Source organism: Phenylobacterium sp. Root1290 (assembly GCF_001425305.1).
Taxonomy (GTDB): domain Bacteria; phylum Pseudomonadota; class Alphaproteobacteria; order Caulobacterales; family Caulobacteraceae; genus Phenylobacterium.
Genome location: NZ_LMEE01000001.1, coordinates 1,447,993 through 1,461,517, shown reverse-complemented (window position 1 = coordinate 1,461,517; position 13,525 = coordinate 1,447,993). Strand labels below are relative to the sequence as shown.

At 68.9% G+C, this 13,525-nt stretch carries 14 protein-coding genes; 5 read left to right on the top strand and 9 right to left on the bottom strand.

Going from position 1 to position 13,525, the window contains the following annotated elements; genetic code table 11:
• The first annotated feature begins 13 nt into the window (after window positions 1–13).
• A complete protein-coding gene (fabB, locus tag ASC79_RS07100) occupies window positions 14–1,225 on the top strand; it encodes a beta-ketoacyl-ACP synthase I (protein ID WP_056024155.1) in 1,212 nt (403 codons plus the stop codon).
• Window positions 1,226–1,306: 81 nt separating this feature from the next.
• The gene (locus tag ASC79_RS07095) at window positions 1,307–2,122 is read left to right on the top strand and encodes an enoyl-ACP reductase (protein ID WP_056024158.1); all 816 of its coding nucleotides are present in this window, start codon (window positions 1,307–1,309) and stop codon (window positions 2,120–2,122) included.
• Window positions 2,123–2,139: 17 nt separating this feature from the next.
• Here the strand turns inward: ASC79_RS07095 and ASC79_RS07090 are convergent, their stop codons facing one another.
• Window positions 2,140–2,883, bottom strand: a complete 744-nt coding sequence (locus ASC79_RS07090) for a 3-oxoacyl-ACP reductase family protein (RefSeq protein WP_056025111.1) — start codon at window positions 2,881–2,883, stop codon at window positions 2,140–2,142.
• Between the two features lie 102 nt (window positions 2,884–2,985).
• Here ASC79_RS07090 and ASC79_RS07085 point away from each other — a divergent pair, with 102 nt between their 5' ends.
• A complete protein-coding gene (locus tag ASC79_RS07085) occupies window positions 2,986–3,591 on the top strand; it encodes a TetR/AcrR family transcriptional regulator (protein ID WP_056024161.1) in 606 nt (201 codons plus the stop codon).
• Window positions 3,592–3,595: 4 nt separating this feature from the next.
• Here ASC79_RS07085 and ASC79_RS21335 read toward each other — a convergent pair whose 3' ends face one another.
• The 4 genes from ASC79_RS21335 to ASC79_RS07065 all read right to left on the bottom strand — a co-directional run bounded on the left by ASC79_RS21335 (window position 3,596) and on the right by ASC79_RS07065 (window position 7,683).
• Window positions 3,596–4,252, bottom strand: a complete 657-nt coding sequence (locus tag ASC79_RS21335) for a PEPxxWA-CTERM sorting domain-containing protein (RefSeq protein WP_056024164.1) — start codon at window positions 4,250–4,252, stop codon at window positions 3,596–3,598.
• A 91-nt stretch (window positions 4,253–4,343) separates the two neighbouring features.
• Complete coding sequence (locus ASC79_RS07075) at window positions 4,344–4,952, bottom strand: TetR/AcrR family transcriptional regulator (protein WP_056024167.1); 609 nt, start codon at window positions 4,950–4,952, stop codon at window positions 4,344–4,346.
• Window positions 4,952–6,571 (bottom strand): DHA2 family efflux MFS transporter permease subunit, encoded by a 1,620-nt coding sequence (locus ASC79_RS07070; protein ID WP_056024170.1) that lies wholly within the window; start codon window positions 6,569–6,571, stop codon window positions 4,952–4,954. The genes ASC79_RS07075 and ASC79_RS07070 overlap by 1 nt, the downstream gene beginning before the upstream one ends.
• An 11-nt stretch (window positions 6,572–6,582) precedes the next feature.
• Window positions 6,583–7,683, bottom strand: coding sequence for an HlyD family secretion protein (locus ASC79_RS07065; RefSeq protein WP_056024172.1), 1,101 nt, complete (start codon window positions 7,681–7,683; stop codon window positions 6,583–6,585).
• 321 nt (window positions 7,684–8,004) lie between these two features.
• Between ASC79_RS07065 and ASC79_RS07060 the strand changes: the two genes are divergently transcribed.
• Entirely contained in the window at window positions 8,005–10,332 is a 2,328-nt protein-coding gene (locus ASC79_RS07060; protein WP_056024175.1) for an arylsulfatase, read from the top strand.
• A gap of 65 nt (window positions 10,333–10,397) precedes the next feature.
• On the opposite strand, the gene ASC79_RS07055 is transcribed toward ASC79_RS07060, so the two are convergent.
• Both ASC79_RS07055 and ASC79_RS21010 read right to left on the bottom strand, forming a co-directional pair.
• On the bottom strand, window positions 10,398–11,141 hold the full coding sequence (locus ASC79_RS07055) for an EcsC family protein (RefSeq protein ID WP_082531962.1): 744 nt from the start codon (window positions 11,139–11,141) through the stop codon (window positions 10,398–10,400).
• A gap of 2 nt (window positions 11,142–11,143) precedes the next feature.
• Window positions 11,144–11,308, bottom strand: coding sequence for a hypothetical protein (locus tag ASC79_RS21010; protein ID WP_156378445.1), 165 nt, complete (start codon window positions 11,306–11,308; stop codon window positions 11,144–11,146).
• Window positions 11,309–11,385: 77 nt separating this feature from the next.
• On the opposite strand from ASC79_RS21010, the gene ASC79_RS07050 reads away from it, so the two are divergent.
• Window positions 11,386–12,639 carry a UbiH/UbiF/VisC/COQ6 family ubiquinone biosynthesis hydroxylase gene (locus ASC79_RS07050; protein WP_056024178.1) on the top strand — a complete coding sequence of 418 codons (1,254 nt, stop codon included), beginning with the start codon at window positions 11,386–11,388 and terminating at the stop codon, window positions 12,637–12,639.
• A 4-nt stretch (window positions 12,640–12,643) separates the two neighbouring features.
• On the opposite strand, the gene ASC79_RS07045 is transcribed toward ASC79_RS07050, so the two are convergent.
• Both ASC79_RS07045 and ASC79_RS07040 read right to left on the bottom strand, forming a co-directional pair.
• Entirely contained in the window at window positions 12,644–12,847 is a 204-nt protein-coding gene (locus tag ASC79_RS07045) for a Trm112 family protein (RefSeq protein WP_056024181.1), read from the bottom strand.
• A 9-nt stretch (window positions 12,848–12,856) separates the two neighbouring features.
• Window positions 12,857–13,522 (bottom strand): LON peptidase substrate-binding domain-containing protein, encoded by a 666-nt coding sequence (locus tag ASC79_RS07040; RefSeq protein WP_056024184.1) that lies wholly within the window; start codon window positions 13,520–13,522, stop codon window positions 12,857–12,859.
• Window positions 13,523–13,525: the final 3 nt, after the last annotated feature.

The following is a 13,525-nucleotide window of genomic DNA, read 5'->3' as shown; positions in this document are numbered from 1 at the left end:
CACGGACAGACACATGCGCCGCGTCGTCATCACCGGGATCGGTATCGTCTCGTCCATTGGCGCGAACGCCAATGACGTCCTGACCTCGCTCCGCGAGGCCAAGTCCGGCATCAGCTTCTCGCCGGAATACGCCGAGTTGGGCTTCCGCTCGCAGGTCCATGCCGATCCGGGCCTGGACTGGGAGTCGATGGTCGACCGTCGCGCCGCACGGTTCCTGGCTCAGGGCACGGCCTTCGGTCACATCGCCATGGAACAGGCGATCGCCGATGCGGGCCTGGAAGACGCCGACGTCTCCAACGAGCGCACCGGCCTGATCGTTGGCTCCGGTGGTCCGTCCACCAAGGCGATCATCGAGGCGGCCCACACCGCCAAGGAGCGCGGCCCCAAGCGTGTCGGTCCGTTCGCGGTGCCCAAGGCCATGAGCTCGGGCGCCTCGGCGACCCTGGCGACCTGGTTCAAGATCAAGGGCCTGAACTTCTCGATCTCGTCGGCCTGCGCCACCTCCACCCACTGCATCGGCTCGGGCTACGAGCAGATCCTGATGGGCAAGCAGGACGTGGTGTTCGCCGGCGGCACGGAAGAGCTCGACTGGTCGCTGAGCGTGCTGTTCGACGCCATGGGCGCGATGAGCTCCAACTTCAATGATCGGCCGGCGACCGCCAGCCGCGCCTACGACAAGGACCGTGACGGCTTCGTGATCGCCGGCGGCGCCGGCATCGTGGTCCTGGAAGAATACGAACGCGCCAAGGCCCGCGGGGCCAAGATCTACGGCGAGATCGTCGGCTACGCGGCCAATTCGGACGGCTTCGACATGGTCGCGCCGTCGGGCGAGGGCGCGGTGCGCTGCATGCGTCTGGCCATGGCCGACCTGGGCGGCCGCAAGATCGACTACCTGAACCCGCACGGCACCTCGACGCCGGTCGGGGACAGCAAGGAAATGGGCGCGGTGCGCGAGGTGTTCGGCGCGAACGTGCCGCTGATCTCCTCGACCAAGTCGCTGACCGGGCACAGCCTGGGTGCGGCCGGCGCGCAGGAGGCGATCTACAGCCTGCTGATGCTGAACAACGGCTTCGCCGCGCAGAGCGCCCATATCGAGAACCTCGACCCCGAGTTCGCCGACCTGCCGATCCTGCTTCAACGCAAGGACGTGCAGCTTGAGACGGTGATGTCGAACTCGTTCGGCTTCGGCGGCACCAACGGCTGCCTGGTGATGGCGCGGGTCTAGGACCCGCGCCTCACGCGAACGCGGCTTGCGCAGGCCTGCGCGCCCGTCCACAAACCCACGACAATTCGCGAGGAGACGCGCATGGCCAAGGATGGCTGGGATCTGCCCACGGGCGATCTGATGAAGGGCAAGAAGGGCGTGGTGATCGGCGTCGCCAACCACGACTCCATCGCCTGGGGCATCGCCTCGCAACTGGCGGCCCAGGGCGCCGAGATGGCGTTCTTCCACCTGCCGGGCATGGAACGCCGCGTTCAGCCGCTGGCCGAGAGCATCGGCGTCACGACGGTGGTCCCGGTTGACGTCACCCAGGACGATCAGATGGACGCCGCCTTCGAGGCGGTGAAGCAGGCGTTCGGGACCATCGACTTCTTCGTCCACGCCATCGCCTACGCGCCGCGCGACCAGATCAAGGGCTCGTTCGTCGACAACGCGACGCGCGAGGGCTTCCTGCAGGCCATGGACATCTCGGCCTACAGCTTCGTCGACTGCGCGCGGCGGGCCGAGAAACTGATGCCGAACGGCGGCTCGATCATCTGCCTGACCTATATGGGTTCCGAGCGGGCGATCCCGAACTACAACACCATGGGCGTCGCCAAGGCGGCGCTGGAAGCGGCGACCCGCTACGTCGCCCGTGACCTCGGTCCCAAGGGGATCCGCGTCAACGCGCTGTCGCCGGGCGCGATGCGCACCCTGTCGCTGGCCGGGATCTCGGGCGGCAAGGGCATGCTGGCCAAGGGCCGCGACCTTTCGGCGCTGAAGGAAGACACCTCGATGGAAGGCGTCGCCGGCGCGGCCCTGTGGCTGCTCTCGGACCTTGGCCGCTCGACCACCGGCGAGCTGATCCACGTGGACGCCGGCTTCCACATGATGGGCTTCACGGAAGACGAGGAGGGCTAAGCCCTCCTCGCTGTCGCCTACGCGTTCGCGCCGCCGTCGACGATGAAGCCGGCGCCGTTGGCGAACCGGCCTTCGGGGCTGGCGAGCCAGGCGACCATGCCGGCGATGTCTTCCGGCTTGCCGTATTCGGGAATGGGCATGCGGGCCCGCTGCGGGTCCGCGCCCTGGCCGCCGGCCGGATTCATGTCGGTGTCGGTCGAGCCGGGATGGACCAGGTTGACCGTGATCCCCTGCGGGCCGAGGTCGTGCGCCAGGCCCTTGGTGAAGCTGAGCAGGGCCGACTTGGTCATCGCATAGAGGGTGATGCCGGCCATCGGCACCCGCTCGGCCAGGTTCGAGCCGATGTTGATGATCCGCCCGCCTTTGGGCAGGTGCGCGGCCGCGGCCTGCGCCGCGACGATCACGCCGCGCACGTTGACCGCCAGCAATTGATCGATGTCCTCGAGGGTCCATCCCGCGACCGGCCCGACGCCGCGGGCGATGCCGGCGTTGTTCACCAGGATGTCGAGACCGCCCAGCTCGCTCGCGGCGCGGTCGACGGCGGCCTTGACCGCAGCTGGGTCGGCGCTGTCGGCCTGGATGGCCAAGCCCTTGCGGCCCAAGGCTTTGATCTGTTCCACGACCGCCTGCGCCTTGTCGGCGGAGCGCTCGTAGGTGATGGCGACGTCCGCGCCGTCGCGGGCGAGGCGGAGGGCGATGGCGGCGCCGATGCCGCGGCTGGCGCCCGTGACTAGGGCGCGCTTTCCGGAGAGGTTCGACACGGTTTGCTCCATTTCTGTGTCGTTTGATACAGAAAGCAGATGGGCCGCTTGTGGAGCGCCGTCAAGGGATTTATATATCAGTCGATACAGAAAGGTTTCGACATGGCCGAGCGCGGCCGACCACGCAGTTTCGATCGGGACCAGGCGCTGACCCGCGCCATGGAGGTGTTCTGGGCCAAGGGTTATGAAGGCGCCTCGATCAGCGACCTGACCGAGGCCATGGGCATCGGCTCGCCCAGCCTCTACGCCGCGTTCGGGTCGAAGGAGGCGTTGTTCCGGGAGGCGGTGGAGCTTTACGGCCGCACCGAGGGGCCGCAGATCTGGGACGCCGTCGAAAACGCGCCCGATGCGCGCTCGGCAGTGGAAGGTTTCCTGACCGCCACCGCACATACCTTCTCAAGACCGGGCAAACCGCGCGGCTGCATGGTCGTGCTCTCGCAGCTCAACGCCACCGAGGCGAGCGCCAGCGTCTGCGCCGCCCTGCGCGAGGGCCGGGCCCAGGGCCAGTCGGGCCTGGAGACGCGGCTGCGCCAGGCTGCGGCGGCCGGCGAGCTGGCGGCCGGCGTCGATGTGGCGGCGGTCGCGGCGTTCTACCTGACCGTCCAGCAGGGCATGTCGATCCAGGCCCGGGACGGGGCCTCGGAGGAGAAGCTGCTCAGCGTGGCCAAAGGCGCGATGGCGGCGTGGGAGCCGCTCACCGCGCCCTGACTCGTCAGGCGGCCTGCGGGTTGCGGCGGGCCGAGCGCAGCGCCGCGCCGGCCAGGCCAAAGCCGGTGATCATCATCGCCCAGGTGGCCGGTTCCGGCACGGCCGAGCCGGTGAAGCGGACCTCCGACAGGCCGATCGGGGCGTAGCCGTAGGTTTCCGGATACTGCTGGTGATTGCCGTTCAGGCCGATCTGGACGTAGCGGGCGACGCCGCCGAGCCCGAACGACTCCGCGGCCAGGGCCTGGCCCGTGCCGCGCGCCAGCTCGCCGGCCAGGACCTGGGTGTAGGTCACACCGTCGGCGGAGATCGAAACGGTGAACGCCTTCGAGGCGCGGTCGAGGGTCGAGGCGAACTCCTCGACGCCGAAGTTGTAGTTCCAGATGTCGGCGCCCGAGAGCTTGTAGAGCTGGCCGAGGTCGAAGGTCAGGGTGGCCGAGGCGACCGAGAGGTCGGTCATCCACATGTTGGCGTAGTTGGCGTCGTGCAGGCCGCCCGACAGGCCGCTGCCGTTGATCAGGTTCTCGGCCTTGTATTGGCCGAACAGCGGAAAGGTGTCGGAAGCGGTGACACCGACCGGGGCGATGATCGTGGCGGCGGTCGCGGGCGCGGCGAGCGCGGCGGCGGCGATCAGGGCGGCGAGGCCCAGGGACTTGGCGAACATGGTTACCCTCGAGTTAAGACTTGAGGGTCAATGGCGCATCGACGTGGCGCCCGGTTCACCGTTTGGTGAAGGTTGTGCGGCGCTCGCGGTTCTAGGTGGAGTAGGCCTTCATGAACCGGGCGGCGGCCTCGCGGGCGACATGGTCGATCTCGGCGGCGTCGAGGGTGCGGACGACGCCGAGCAGCTGGGCGATCTGATGGGCGCCGATGACCATGCTGGCGAAGAACTCCGCGGCCAGGGCGGGGTCGTCGACGACCATGCGGCCGTTCTCGGTCTCCATCCTCAGGAAGTCGGCCAGGCGCCGGCGCGAGGTGGCGGGGCCGGCCTCGAAGAAGGCGCGGGCCAGGTCCGGCTGTTCGGCGGCGCTTTCGACGGTCATGCGCAGCATCGAGGTCCCGCGAGGGATCATCACCGCCGACAGCATCGAGCGCCCGAAGGCGGCGAGGGCCTCCTCCGGATGATCGGCGGCCTCGGGCACCAGCAGCGGCGCGGTGATCTCCGACACTCGGCGGTCGACGATGGCGCGGATCAGTTCGGGCTTGGAGCCGTAGTGATTGTAGATCGTCTGCTTGGACACCCGGGCCCGGCGGGCGATCTCCTCCATCGACGCGGCCAGGCCGCGCTCGCCGAACACCTCGGCGGCGGCGTCGAGAATGGCCTCGGTCTTGGCGAGGTCGATCTGTCCGACGGCGCGCGGCATCAGTGTCCTCCGCCGCCCGATGCGGCCTTGTTCTTGGCGGGGGTGGCGAGGAAGCCGAGCAGGGCGGCGACCGCGCAGCCCATGGCCAGGAAGTAGAACCCGTCGGCGAAGCCCAGCACGGCGGCGTCGCGGCGCAGGGCCATGCCCAGGAACTTGCGCGCCGCGCCCTCCGGATTGGCCAGGCCCTGGGCTTCCATCATCGCGGTGAGGTTCGTCAGCATCTCCTGCCCCTGGAGGTTGGCGACGCTCATCCCCGCCGACAGTTCCGAGAGGTGGACCGCGGTCTGGTCGCTGAGGATGGTGGTCAGCACGGCCAGGCCGATGGCCCCGCCGACGTTGCGGACCAGATTCACCAGGCCCGAGGCGTCCTTCATCATCTCGGGCGGCAGGGTCGAGACGCTGAGCTGCTGGGCGGCGATCATGGCGATCATTACCCCGAAGCCTCGGATCGCCTGCAGGGAGGCGAATTCCCAGAAGCCCCAGTCGGCGGTGACCCTGACCCCTAGCCCGACCCCGTAGGCGGCCAGGGCGAAGCCGGCCACCAGCGGGATGCGGGGGTCCATCAGCCGCACGAAGCGGCCGGCGATGGGGGCGCTGAGGAACATCACCAGGCCCGAAACCAGCATGGTGGTCCCGACCTCGGCGGCCGAGTACTGGCGGATCTGGCCGAGGAACAGCGGCAGGATGAAGGTGCCGCCGAACAGGCTCATCCCCGACACGGCGTTCATCAGGAAGCCGAGGGTGAAGTTGCGATCGCGGAACGGTTTGAGCGAGACGATCGGCTGTCGGTAGGTGAGCTGTCGCCAGATGAACAGCACGCCGGTGATCGCCGCGGTGACGGTCAGCCACAGGATCACGTCGTCGTCGAACCAGCCCTCCTTGGAGCCTTCCTCGATCACGTACTGCATGGAGAGCAGGAACACGGTCATGGTCGCCAGGCCGGGCCAGTCGATGCCCTTGGCCAGGCTGGGGTCGCCCTTGTCGAAGTCGCCGTAGCGGCCGACCAGGAACATGACCAGCAGACCGGGCGGGACGTTGACGAAGAACAGCCAGTGCCAGCTCAACGCCTCGGTCAGGTGGCCGCCCAGCGTCGGGCCGACGGTCGGCGCCAGGGTGACGATCAGGCCGACTACGACGTTGGCGGTGACGCGCTTCTCCGGCGGGAACACGGTCATGGCGGTGGCGAACACCGCCGGGATCATCGCGCCGGCCGCCAGGCCCTGGAAGGCGCGCAGGACGATCATCATCTCGATGTTGGTCGAGAACCCGGTCAGCACCGAGGTGACGATGAAGGCGGCGGCGGCGAACACGTAGACCTGCCGCGTGCCCCACATCTTGGTCAGGTAGGCGGTGAGCGGAATGATCACCACCTCGGCCAGCAGATAGATGGTCTGCACCCAGCTGATCTCGTCGGCGCTGGCGCCGACCCCGGCCTGGATCTGGCTGAGCGACGAGGCGACGATCTGGATGTCGAGGATGGCCATGAACTGGCCGATCACCATCCCGCCGAAGCCGAGGAAGATCTTGACCCAATCGACCTCGCCGGTCGCGGTCACGTGACCGCCCGGAGGCGCGGGCTGGGCTGGAGCGCCCGCCTGCGGGGCGGCGGCGTCGGTCACGCGCCGGGTCCTTAGCGCGCGACGCCGCGCCGGGCGTATTCGGCCGAGGGCGTGGCTTCGGCGAAGCTTGGGCCGGTGTCGGCGGTGACGTCCACCTTGACCTCGACCGACAGGCCAGGACGCAGGGCGCCGGCCAGCGGCGACTTCGGATCGACGACGATCTTCACCGGCAGGCGCTGAGCGATCTTGGTGAAGTTTCCGACGGCGTTCTCGACCGGGATCAGGGCGAACTCCGAACCGGTCGCCGGCGCGAAGCTGTCGATGTGGCCCTTGATCTCCTGCTTGCCGAAGGCGTCGGCGTGGATGGTGACCGGCTGGCCGACCTTCAGGCGCGCGACCTGGGTCTCCTTGAAGTTGGCGACCACATAGGCCTGGCCGAGCGGCACCACCGTCATCAGCGAGGAGCCGGGGCGGACGTACTGGCCGGTGCGCACGGCGCGGGCGCCGACGACGCCGGCCGCGGGGGCCTTGATCTCGGCGCGCTCCAGGTCGATGCGCGCCTGTTCGACGACGGCGCGGGCGGCGTCGGCCTGGGCCACGGTCTGGGCGCGGGCCGAGCCGAGGCTCTGGGCGGTGCGACGTTCGGCTTCGAGGGTGGCCTTGGCCTGGGCCACGCTGGCGGTGGCCTGACCGGCGGCGGCGCGCGCCGACTGCTCGCGCTGCGGCGAAACCCAGCCCTGGCCGGCCAGGGCGCCATAGCGGGCGAGCTCGGCCTGGGCGAGTTGGGATTCGGCGTGGGCCGAGGCGACGCCGGCGGCCTTCTGGGCGATCATCGCCTGCTCCAGGCGGGCCTTGTCGTCGACAGCGCGGACGGCGGCGTCCAGGGCGGCGGCGTTGGCCTGCGCCTGGGCGAGGGCGGCCTTCAGCGGCGCGGTGTCGAGGCGGACCAGCACCTGGCCGGCCTGGACGTGCTGGTTGTCGGCGACCAGGACCTCGGCGACATAGCCGTCGACCTGCGGCGCGACGGTGACCTTGTCGGCCTGGATGAAGGCGTTGTCGGTGGCTTCGTACTTCTGCTTGTTCATCCACCAGGCGCCGCCGCCGACCACGAGAGCGACCGCGACGACCCCGCCGACGGCGAGGGGGACGAACTTCTTGGGCAAAACCGCCATGTGGGAGCGCCTGAAAATCAAAAATGGACGCATCAGTCCAATCAAGGCTCAAGTAGGGCGCCTTCGGACCCCCCGCAATGGGTAAAATGGACGGCTGCGTCCAGAATTCGCTAACGGGGCGGAAAGTCGCAGGGGTTGCGCCGCCCCGTCCTGGATTCGAGGGCCGACGTCGGCGTCGAGATCGGTGGTGCGCTGCGGAGCGAGCGCGTCAGGCGTCCGTCAAGGGACGAGCTCGACAATAACCCGGCCTCATGTTCGGGTTTTCACGGATCGGCGCATCGGGTGCAGTCCGTAAGCTGCCAGCAAGTTGAGAGCGCTGGCATGCATATGACCGAAGACCGCACGATCTTGCCGCTCCCCGAGCCGCAGCACTCGCCGATCACCGAGATCGACGCCCGCAAGGCGGTCGCTCCCGAGTTCGTGAAGTTGAAGCCGCCCAAGGGCGCCGGGGCGCCCAATGTCGTCTTCATCCTGATGGACAACTTCGGCTTCGGCGACCCCGAGCCGTTTGGCGGACCGGTCAACATGCCGACCTTGGAGCGGCTCGCTCGCGGCGGCCTGCGCTACAACAATTTCCATACCGCGCCGGTTTGTTCGCCGACCCGGGTGGCCATGCTGACGGGGCGAAACTCGCACAGCGCCAACATGGGCGGCGTCGCCGAGATGGGCACCGGCTTCCCCGGCATGACCGGCGTGCGTCCGAACGACATCACGCCGCTGGCGGAGATCCTGCGGCTCAATGGCTACGGCACCGCCATGTTCGGCAAGTGCCACGAACTGCCGCCGTGGGAACTGAGCGTGTCGGGACCTCTCGACCGCTGGCCGGCGCACTCCGGCTTCGACAAGTTCTACGGGTTTCTGCAGGGCGAGTCCGACCTCTACGCCCCGGCCCTGTACGACGGCGTGACCCGCATCCCCACGCCACGGAAAGCCGACTACCACGTCAGCACTGACATCACCGACCAGGCCATCGTCTGGGTCCGCAGCCAGCAGTCGCTGACGCCGGACAAGCCCTTCTTCCTTTATTATGCGGCGGCCGGCACCCACGACCCGCACCATGTGCCCAAGGCCTGGATCGACAAGTACAGGGGCAAGTTCGACCAGGGCTGGGAGACGTTGCGCCAGGAGACCCTGGCCCGGCAGATCGCGCTGGGCGCGGTCCCGCCGAACACCAAGCTCGCCCCGATGCCCGAGGTGGTTCCGGCCTGGGCGTCGTTCAAACCCGAAGAGCAGCGGGTGCTGGCGCGGCAAATGGAAGTCTATGCCGGCATGGCCGAGCACACGGACCATGAGATCGGCCGTGTGATCCAGGCGATCGACGACCTCGGCGAACTGGACAACACCCTGATCGTCTATGTCGCCGGCGACAACGGCGGCTCGCCCTTTGGCGGGCCGATTGGATCGTTCAACCAGCTGGCTTCATTCAACGGCCTGCCGGAAACAATGGAGAACCTGCTCAGGCGCATCGATGACCTGGGGGGCCCGAAGGCCAGCGGCCACTACGCCATGGGCTGGGGCGAAGCGAGTTGCACGCCGATGATCGGCGGCCAGGGGCAGGCGACGTTCTCGGCGACGCGCAACGCCACGGTGATCCACTGGCCCAAGGGAATTACGGCGAAGGGCGAGGTTCGCAGCCAGTTCCAGCACGTCATAGATCTGGCCCCGACGGTGCTCGAAGCCGCCGGGTTGCCGGAGCCGAAGATTGTGAACGGCATAACCCAACGCCCCTTCGAGGGCGCCAGCCTGCTCCACACCTTCAACGATGCGAAGGCCAAGTCACGCCACACCACGCAGTACTTTGAATACGGCGGCAACCGCGGCGTCTATCACGACGGCTGGTACGCTACGGCGTTGCACAAGGCGTTCTGGGAGGCCGCGCCAAGGGCCTCTTTCGATAACGACACCTGGGAGCTGTACGACACCGAGAACGACTTCAGCCTGACGAACGACCTGGCGGCCGCGCAGCCGGAGAAGGTCGAAGCGCTCAAGGCGCTCTTCATGACCGAGGCTGTGAAGTACAGCGTCCTGCCGCTCGATGACCGGGTGCTGGAGCGCTTCAACGCCGATATCGCCGGCCGTCCCGACCTGATGGGCGGGCGGACGTCGTTGACCCTCTACCAGGGCATGATCGGGCTCTCGGAGAACGCCTTCATCAACATGAAGAACCGCTCCTACACGATCACCGCAGAGCTGGAGATTCCGGCGGGCGGGGCCGAGGGCGTGGTCATCGCGCACGGCGGCCACAACGGCGGCTGGAGCCTCTACCTGAAGGATGGCCGGCCGAAGTTCACCTACAACTGGTTTGGTCGCGAGACCTATGAAGTGGTCGCGCCCGCGCCGCTCGCGGCGGGTTCGACGACGCTTCGATGGGAGTTCATCTACGACGGCGGGGAGGCGCCCGGAGCCGGCGGGCGCGGCGACCTGTTCGTCAACGGCGACCCGGTGGCCACCGGCCGAATTGAACGGACCATTCCGTTCTTCATCGGCACCGAGCCGGCGGACGTGGGCATGGACGACCTGACGCCGGTCACCAACGACTATCCCGCTTACGAAAACAGGTTCACCGGCTCGATCCGCAAGATCGTTATCGGCGTGGCGCCGGTGGGCAAGGCCTTCGACCCGCCGCTCGAATGGAACGGGGTCGGGTAGGCCCTCGCTAGCCTGGAACAACGTCCGCCGCCCACCGATCTCCGATGACTCTGCTTTGGGGCCGCTCAGCCCAGCCGGCGCATGCGGTAGGCGTTGATCGCCATGTCGCCGACGCGCTGGGTCAGCCGCCAGTTCACGACCGCGCCGATGGGGGCGCCGACGATGGGGATCAGCTGGGCCATCTTGGCCAGGTCGATGTAGTCCCGGTACTCCTGCTGGAAGCGCCGCCAGTCGAAGTCGTCCAGGTGCTGGGGATGGGCGCGGGCGTCCCAGTCCTCCATGGCGCGGAACACCTCGTTGCGGTGCGCGGCCGAGGAGAAGGCCAGCTGGAAGATATGCAGCAGGTAGAGGCGCTCGGAGAAGTCCGCGCCCGACTTGCCGTAGATCGCCATCAGGTCGAACAGCAGCTTGAGCTTGATGGTCACCAGGGCCGGAAAGTCGGCCACCGCCAGCCAGAAGCCGCCGGCCCCGGCGACGCCGCCCTCCACCGCCGCGGTGGTGCGATAGGCGCCGATGGCGGTGATCGCGCGCGCGTCGCGGACGGCCAGGGGCGCGTCGGTCAGCGGGGCGGCGGTGACGACGTTGGAGCCGGTGAGGATCGCGCGGGTCATCTGCTCGAAGACCTTGGTCGCCGCCTGATGCACCTGTTCGGGGATGACCTTGTTGATCCGCTGCTGGGCGGCGCGGGTGGTCTTGTCGAGCAGGTTGGGGGCCTTGAGCATCTCGGCGCGCCAGCGGTCGACCTCCAGCCGCGCCCAGGCGTCATAGTCGGCCTCGGAGGCGCCGAAGGGCGGATCGGCCTTGGCCATGCCTAGACGCCTGCCGGCGCATGCGCGCGGGCGGCCTCGATGGCCTTGGCCGGAAGGTTCTCGACACCGACCTGCTCCAGTTGCTGGACGACGGTCGGGCCGACACCCCCAGCAAGGATCGCGCGTTCGTCGGCGGAGAAGGGCATGGCGGCTACTTTGCTGTTCAATCCAGAGGTAGGCGCTCCGCGGCCTTCAGTCGAGGTTCTGGCTGGACCTTTCGCGCTGTTCGTCGGCATATCCGCCCATGGCTGAGACCTTCGATGCGGACGTGATCATCGCCGGCGCCGGGATGGCGGGGGCGACATTGGCGCTGGCGCTGAAGAGCGCGGGACTGGAGCCGCTGCTGATCGATCCGGTGGTGTTCGACGACCAGGTGGCGCCGACCTTCGACGGCCGCGCCTCGGCGATCGCCTACGCCTCGTTCCGGCAGTGGCGGACCCTGGGCCTTGCGGCCGAGATCGAGCCCCACGCCCAGCGCATCGAGCAGATCCTGGTCACCGACGGCTTTTCACCCGGGGCGGCGGCGCGCAAGTCCTCGCCGTTCTATCTGCGCTTCGACTCCGCCGAGATCGCCGAGCGGTCCGACGGCGAGCCGCTGGGCTACATGCTGGAGAACCGCCGCTCGCGCGCGGCGCTGGCCGCCGGGGTGGCGCGGGCCAAGATCCGGGTCGAGGCGCCGGCCAAGGTGGCCAGCGTGGCGTTCGAGAGCGGCGCGGCGGCGGTGACCCTGGAGGACGGCCGCACCCTGCGCGCGCCCTTGGTGGTCGGGGCCGAGGGCCGCGGCTCGGTGGTGCGCAAGGCGACCGGCGTCGGCGTGACCGGCTGGGACTATCCGCAGACCGGCGTCGTCGCCACGGTGCGGCTGGCGCGCGGCCATGAGGGCGTGGCGCACGAGTACTTCCTGCCCGGCGGGCCGTTCGCGATCCTGCCGCTGACCGACGACCGCGCGAGCCTGGTCTGGACCGAGAGCCGGGCGAAGGCGGCGGCGCTGAAGGCCGCCTCGCCGCAGGCCTTCCATGCGCATCTGCAGCGCCGGTTCGGCGAGTTCCTGGGCGCGGCGACCCTGGACGGGGGCGTCTTCACCTACCCGCTGTCGCTGCAGCTGGCCGAGCGGCTGACCGCGCCGCGGGCGGTGCTGCTGGGCGACGCCGCCCATGGCATCCACCCGATCGCCGGCCAGGGCCTGAACCTTGGCCTGAAGGGCGCCGCGGCGCTGGCCCAGGTGCTGGTCGAGGCCGCGCGGCTGGGCGAGGACATCGGCTCGGAGCTGGTGCTGGAGCGCTATGCCCGCTGGCGCAGCTTCGACACCGTGATGCTGGCGGCGGCGACCGACGTGTTCACGCGGCTGTTCTCGAATGACAATCCGGTGCTGCGGCTGGCCCGCGGGGTCGGCATGGCGGCGGTCAACCGCATCGGCCCGGCGCGGCGATTCTTCATGGAAGACGCCGGCGGGGCGACCGGCGACCTGCCGCGGCTTTTGCGCGGCGAGGCGCTGTAACAGCCTAGTCGATCGTCCGGGCTTCTTCCGGCAGCATGATCGGCACGCCGTCGCGGATCGGATAGGCGAGCTTCGCGCCGTTGCTGATCAGCTCCCCGGCCGTGCGGTCATAGACCAGCGGCCCGTGGGTGACGGGGCAGACGAGAATTTCGAGCAGGCGCGGATCGACATCTGCGGTCAGGGCGAGCGGGGCGAGGGCGTCGGTCATCGGGCGCTTCTACTGGATCGACTGCGGTCCGTCATCGTCCGGCTCGAGACTGTCGATCTCCAGCAGGGCGGTGAGGGCGTCGCAGCGGTCGGCCATGGTGGAGGCTTCCAGCAGCGCCTGTTTCTCGGCGGGCTCGAAGGGCAGGCCCATGGACAGGGACGTGACCAGGCTTTCGAGCGGGGCGGTCTCGGCCGTCTCCCAGTCGATGTCGAGCTCGCGCCGGTTCAGGTAGCGCTTGAGCGCCCCGGCGAAGCGGCGGCGATCGAAGGCCGGAATCTCCGCAGCCTCGACGCTGAGGTCGTCGGCGAACGGCTGGAAGTCGGCGCGGACCTGGCGGTACGGCGTGGCGACGGACAGCTCCTCGCCGACCAGGAAGCGGCAGACCCCGGTCAGGGCGATCAGGTAGCGGCCGTCCGAGGTCTCGGAGAAGCTGGTGACGCGGCCCGCGCAGCCGACGCTGGCCAGGTTCGGGCGCGAGCGGTCGCCCCCGGCCCGCGTCTGAACCATGCCGATCATGCGGTCGCCCGCCATGACGTCGTCGATCATGTTCAGGTAGCGCGGCTCGAAGATCTGCAGCGGCAGGTCTCCGCCGGGCAGCAGCAGGGCGCCGTCCAGCGGGAAGACCGGGATCACCTGCGGAAGATCGGAAGCTCTACGAAAAACAGCGGCCGGCATGAC

Coding starts and splice junctions, on each gene's coding strand:
- fabB (WP_056024155.1), top strand. CDS start 14: ATGCGCCGCGTCGTCATCACCGGGATCGGTATCGTCTCGTCCATTGGC.
- ASC79_RS07050 (WP_056024178.1), top strand. CDS start 11,386: ATGGCTGAGACCTTCGATGCGGACGTGATCATCGCCGGCGCCGGGATG.
- ASC79_RS07085 (WP_056024161.1), top strand. CDS start 2,986: ATGGCCGAGCGCGGCCGACCACGCAGTTTCGATCGGGACCAGGCGCTG.
- ASC79_RS07060 (WP_056024175.1), top strand. CDS start 8,005: ATGCATATGACCGAAGACCGCACGATCTTGCCGCTCCCCGAGCCGCAG.
- ASC79_RS07055 (WP_082531962.1), bottom strand. CDS start 11,141: ATGGCCAAGGCCGATCCGCCCTTCGGCGCCTCCGAGGCCGACTATGAC.
- ASC79_RS07045 (WP_056024181.1), bottom strand. CDS start 12,847: ATGACCGACGCCCTCGCCCCGCTCGCCCTGACCGCAGATGTCGATCCG.
- ASC79_RS07095 (WP_056024158.1), top strand. CDS start 1,307: ATGGCCAAGGATGGCTGGGATCTGCCCACGGGCGATCTGATGAAGGGC.
- ASC79_RS21335 (WP_056024164.1), bottom strand. CDS start 4,252: ATGTTCGCCAAGTCCCTGGGCCTCGCCGCCCTGATCGCCGCCGCCGCG.
- ASC79_RS07065 (WP_056024172.1), bottom strand. CDS start 7,683: ATGGCGGTTTTGCCCAAGAAGTTCGTCCCCCTCGCCGTCGGCGGGGTC.
- ASC79_RS07040 (WP_056024184.1), bottom strand. CDS start 13,522: ATGCCGGCCGCTGTTTTTCGTAGAGCTTCCGATCTTCCGCAGGTGATC.
- ASC79_RS07075 (WP_056024167.1), bottom strand. CDS start 4,952: ATGCCGCGCGCCGTCGGACAGATCGACCTCGCCAAGACCGAGGCCATT.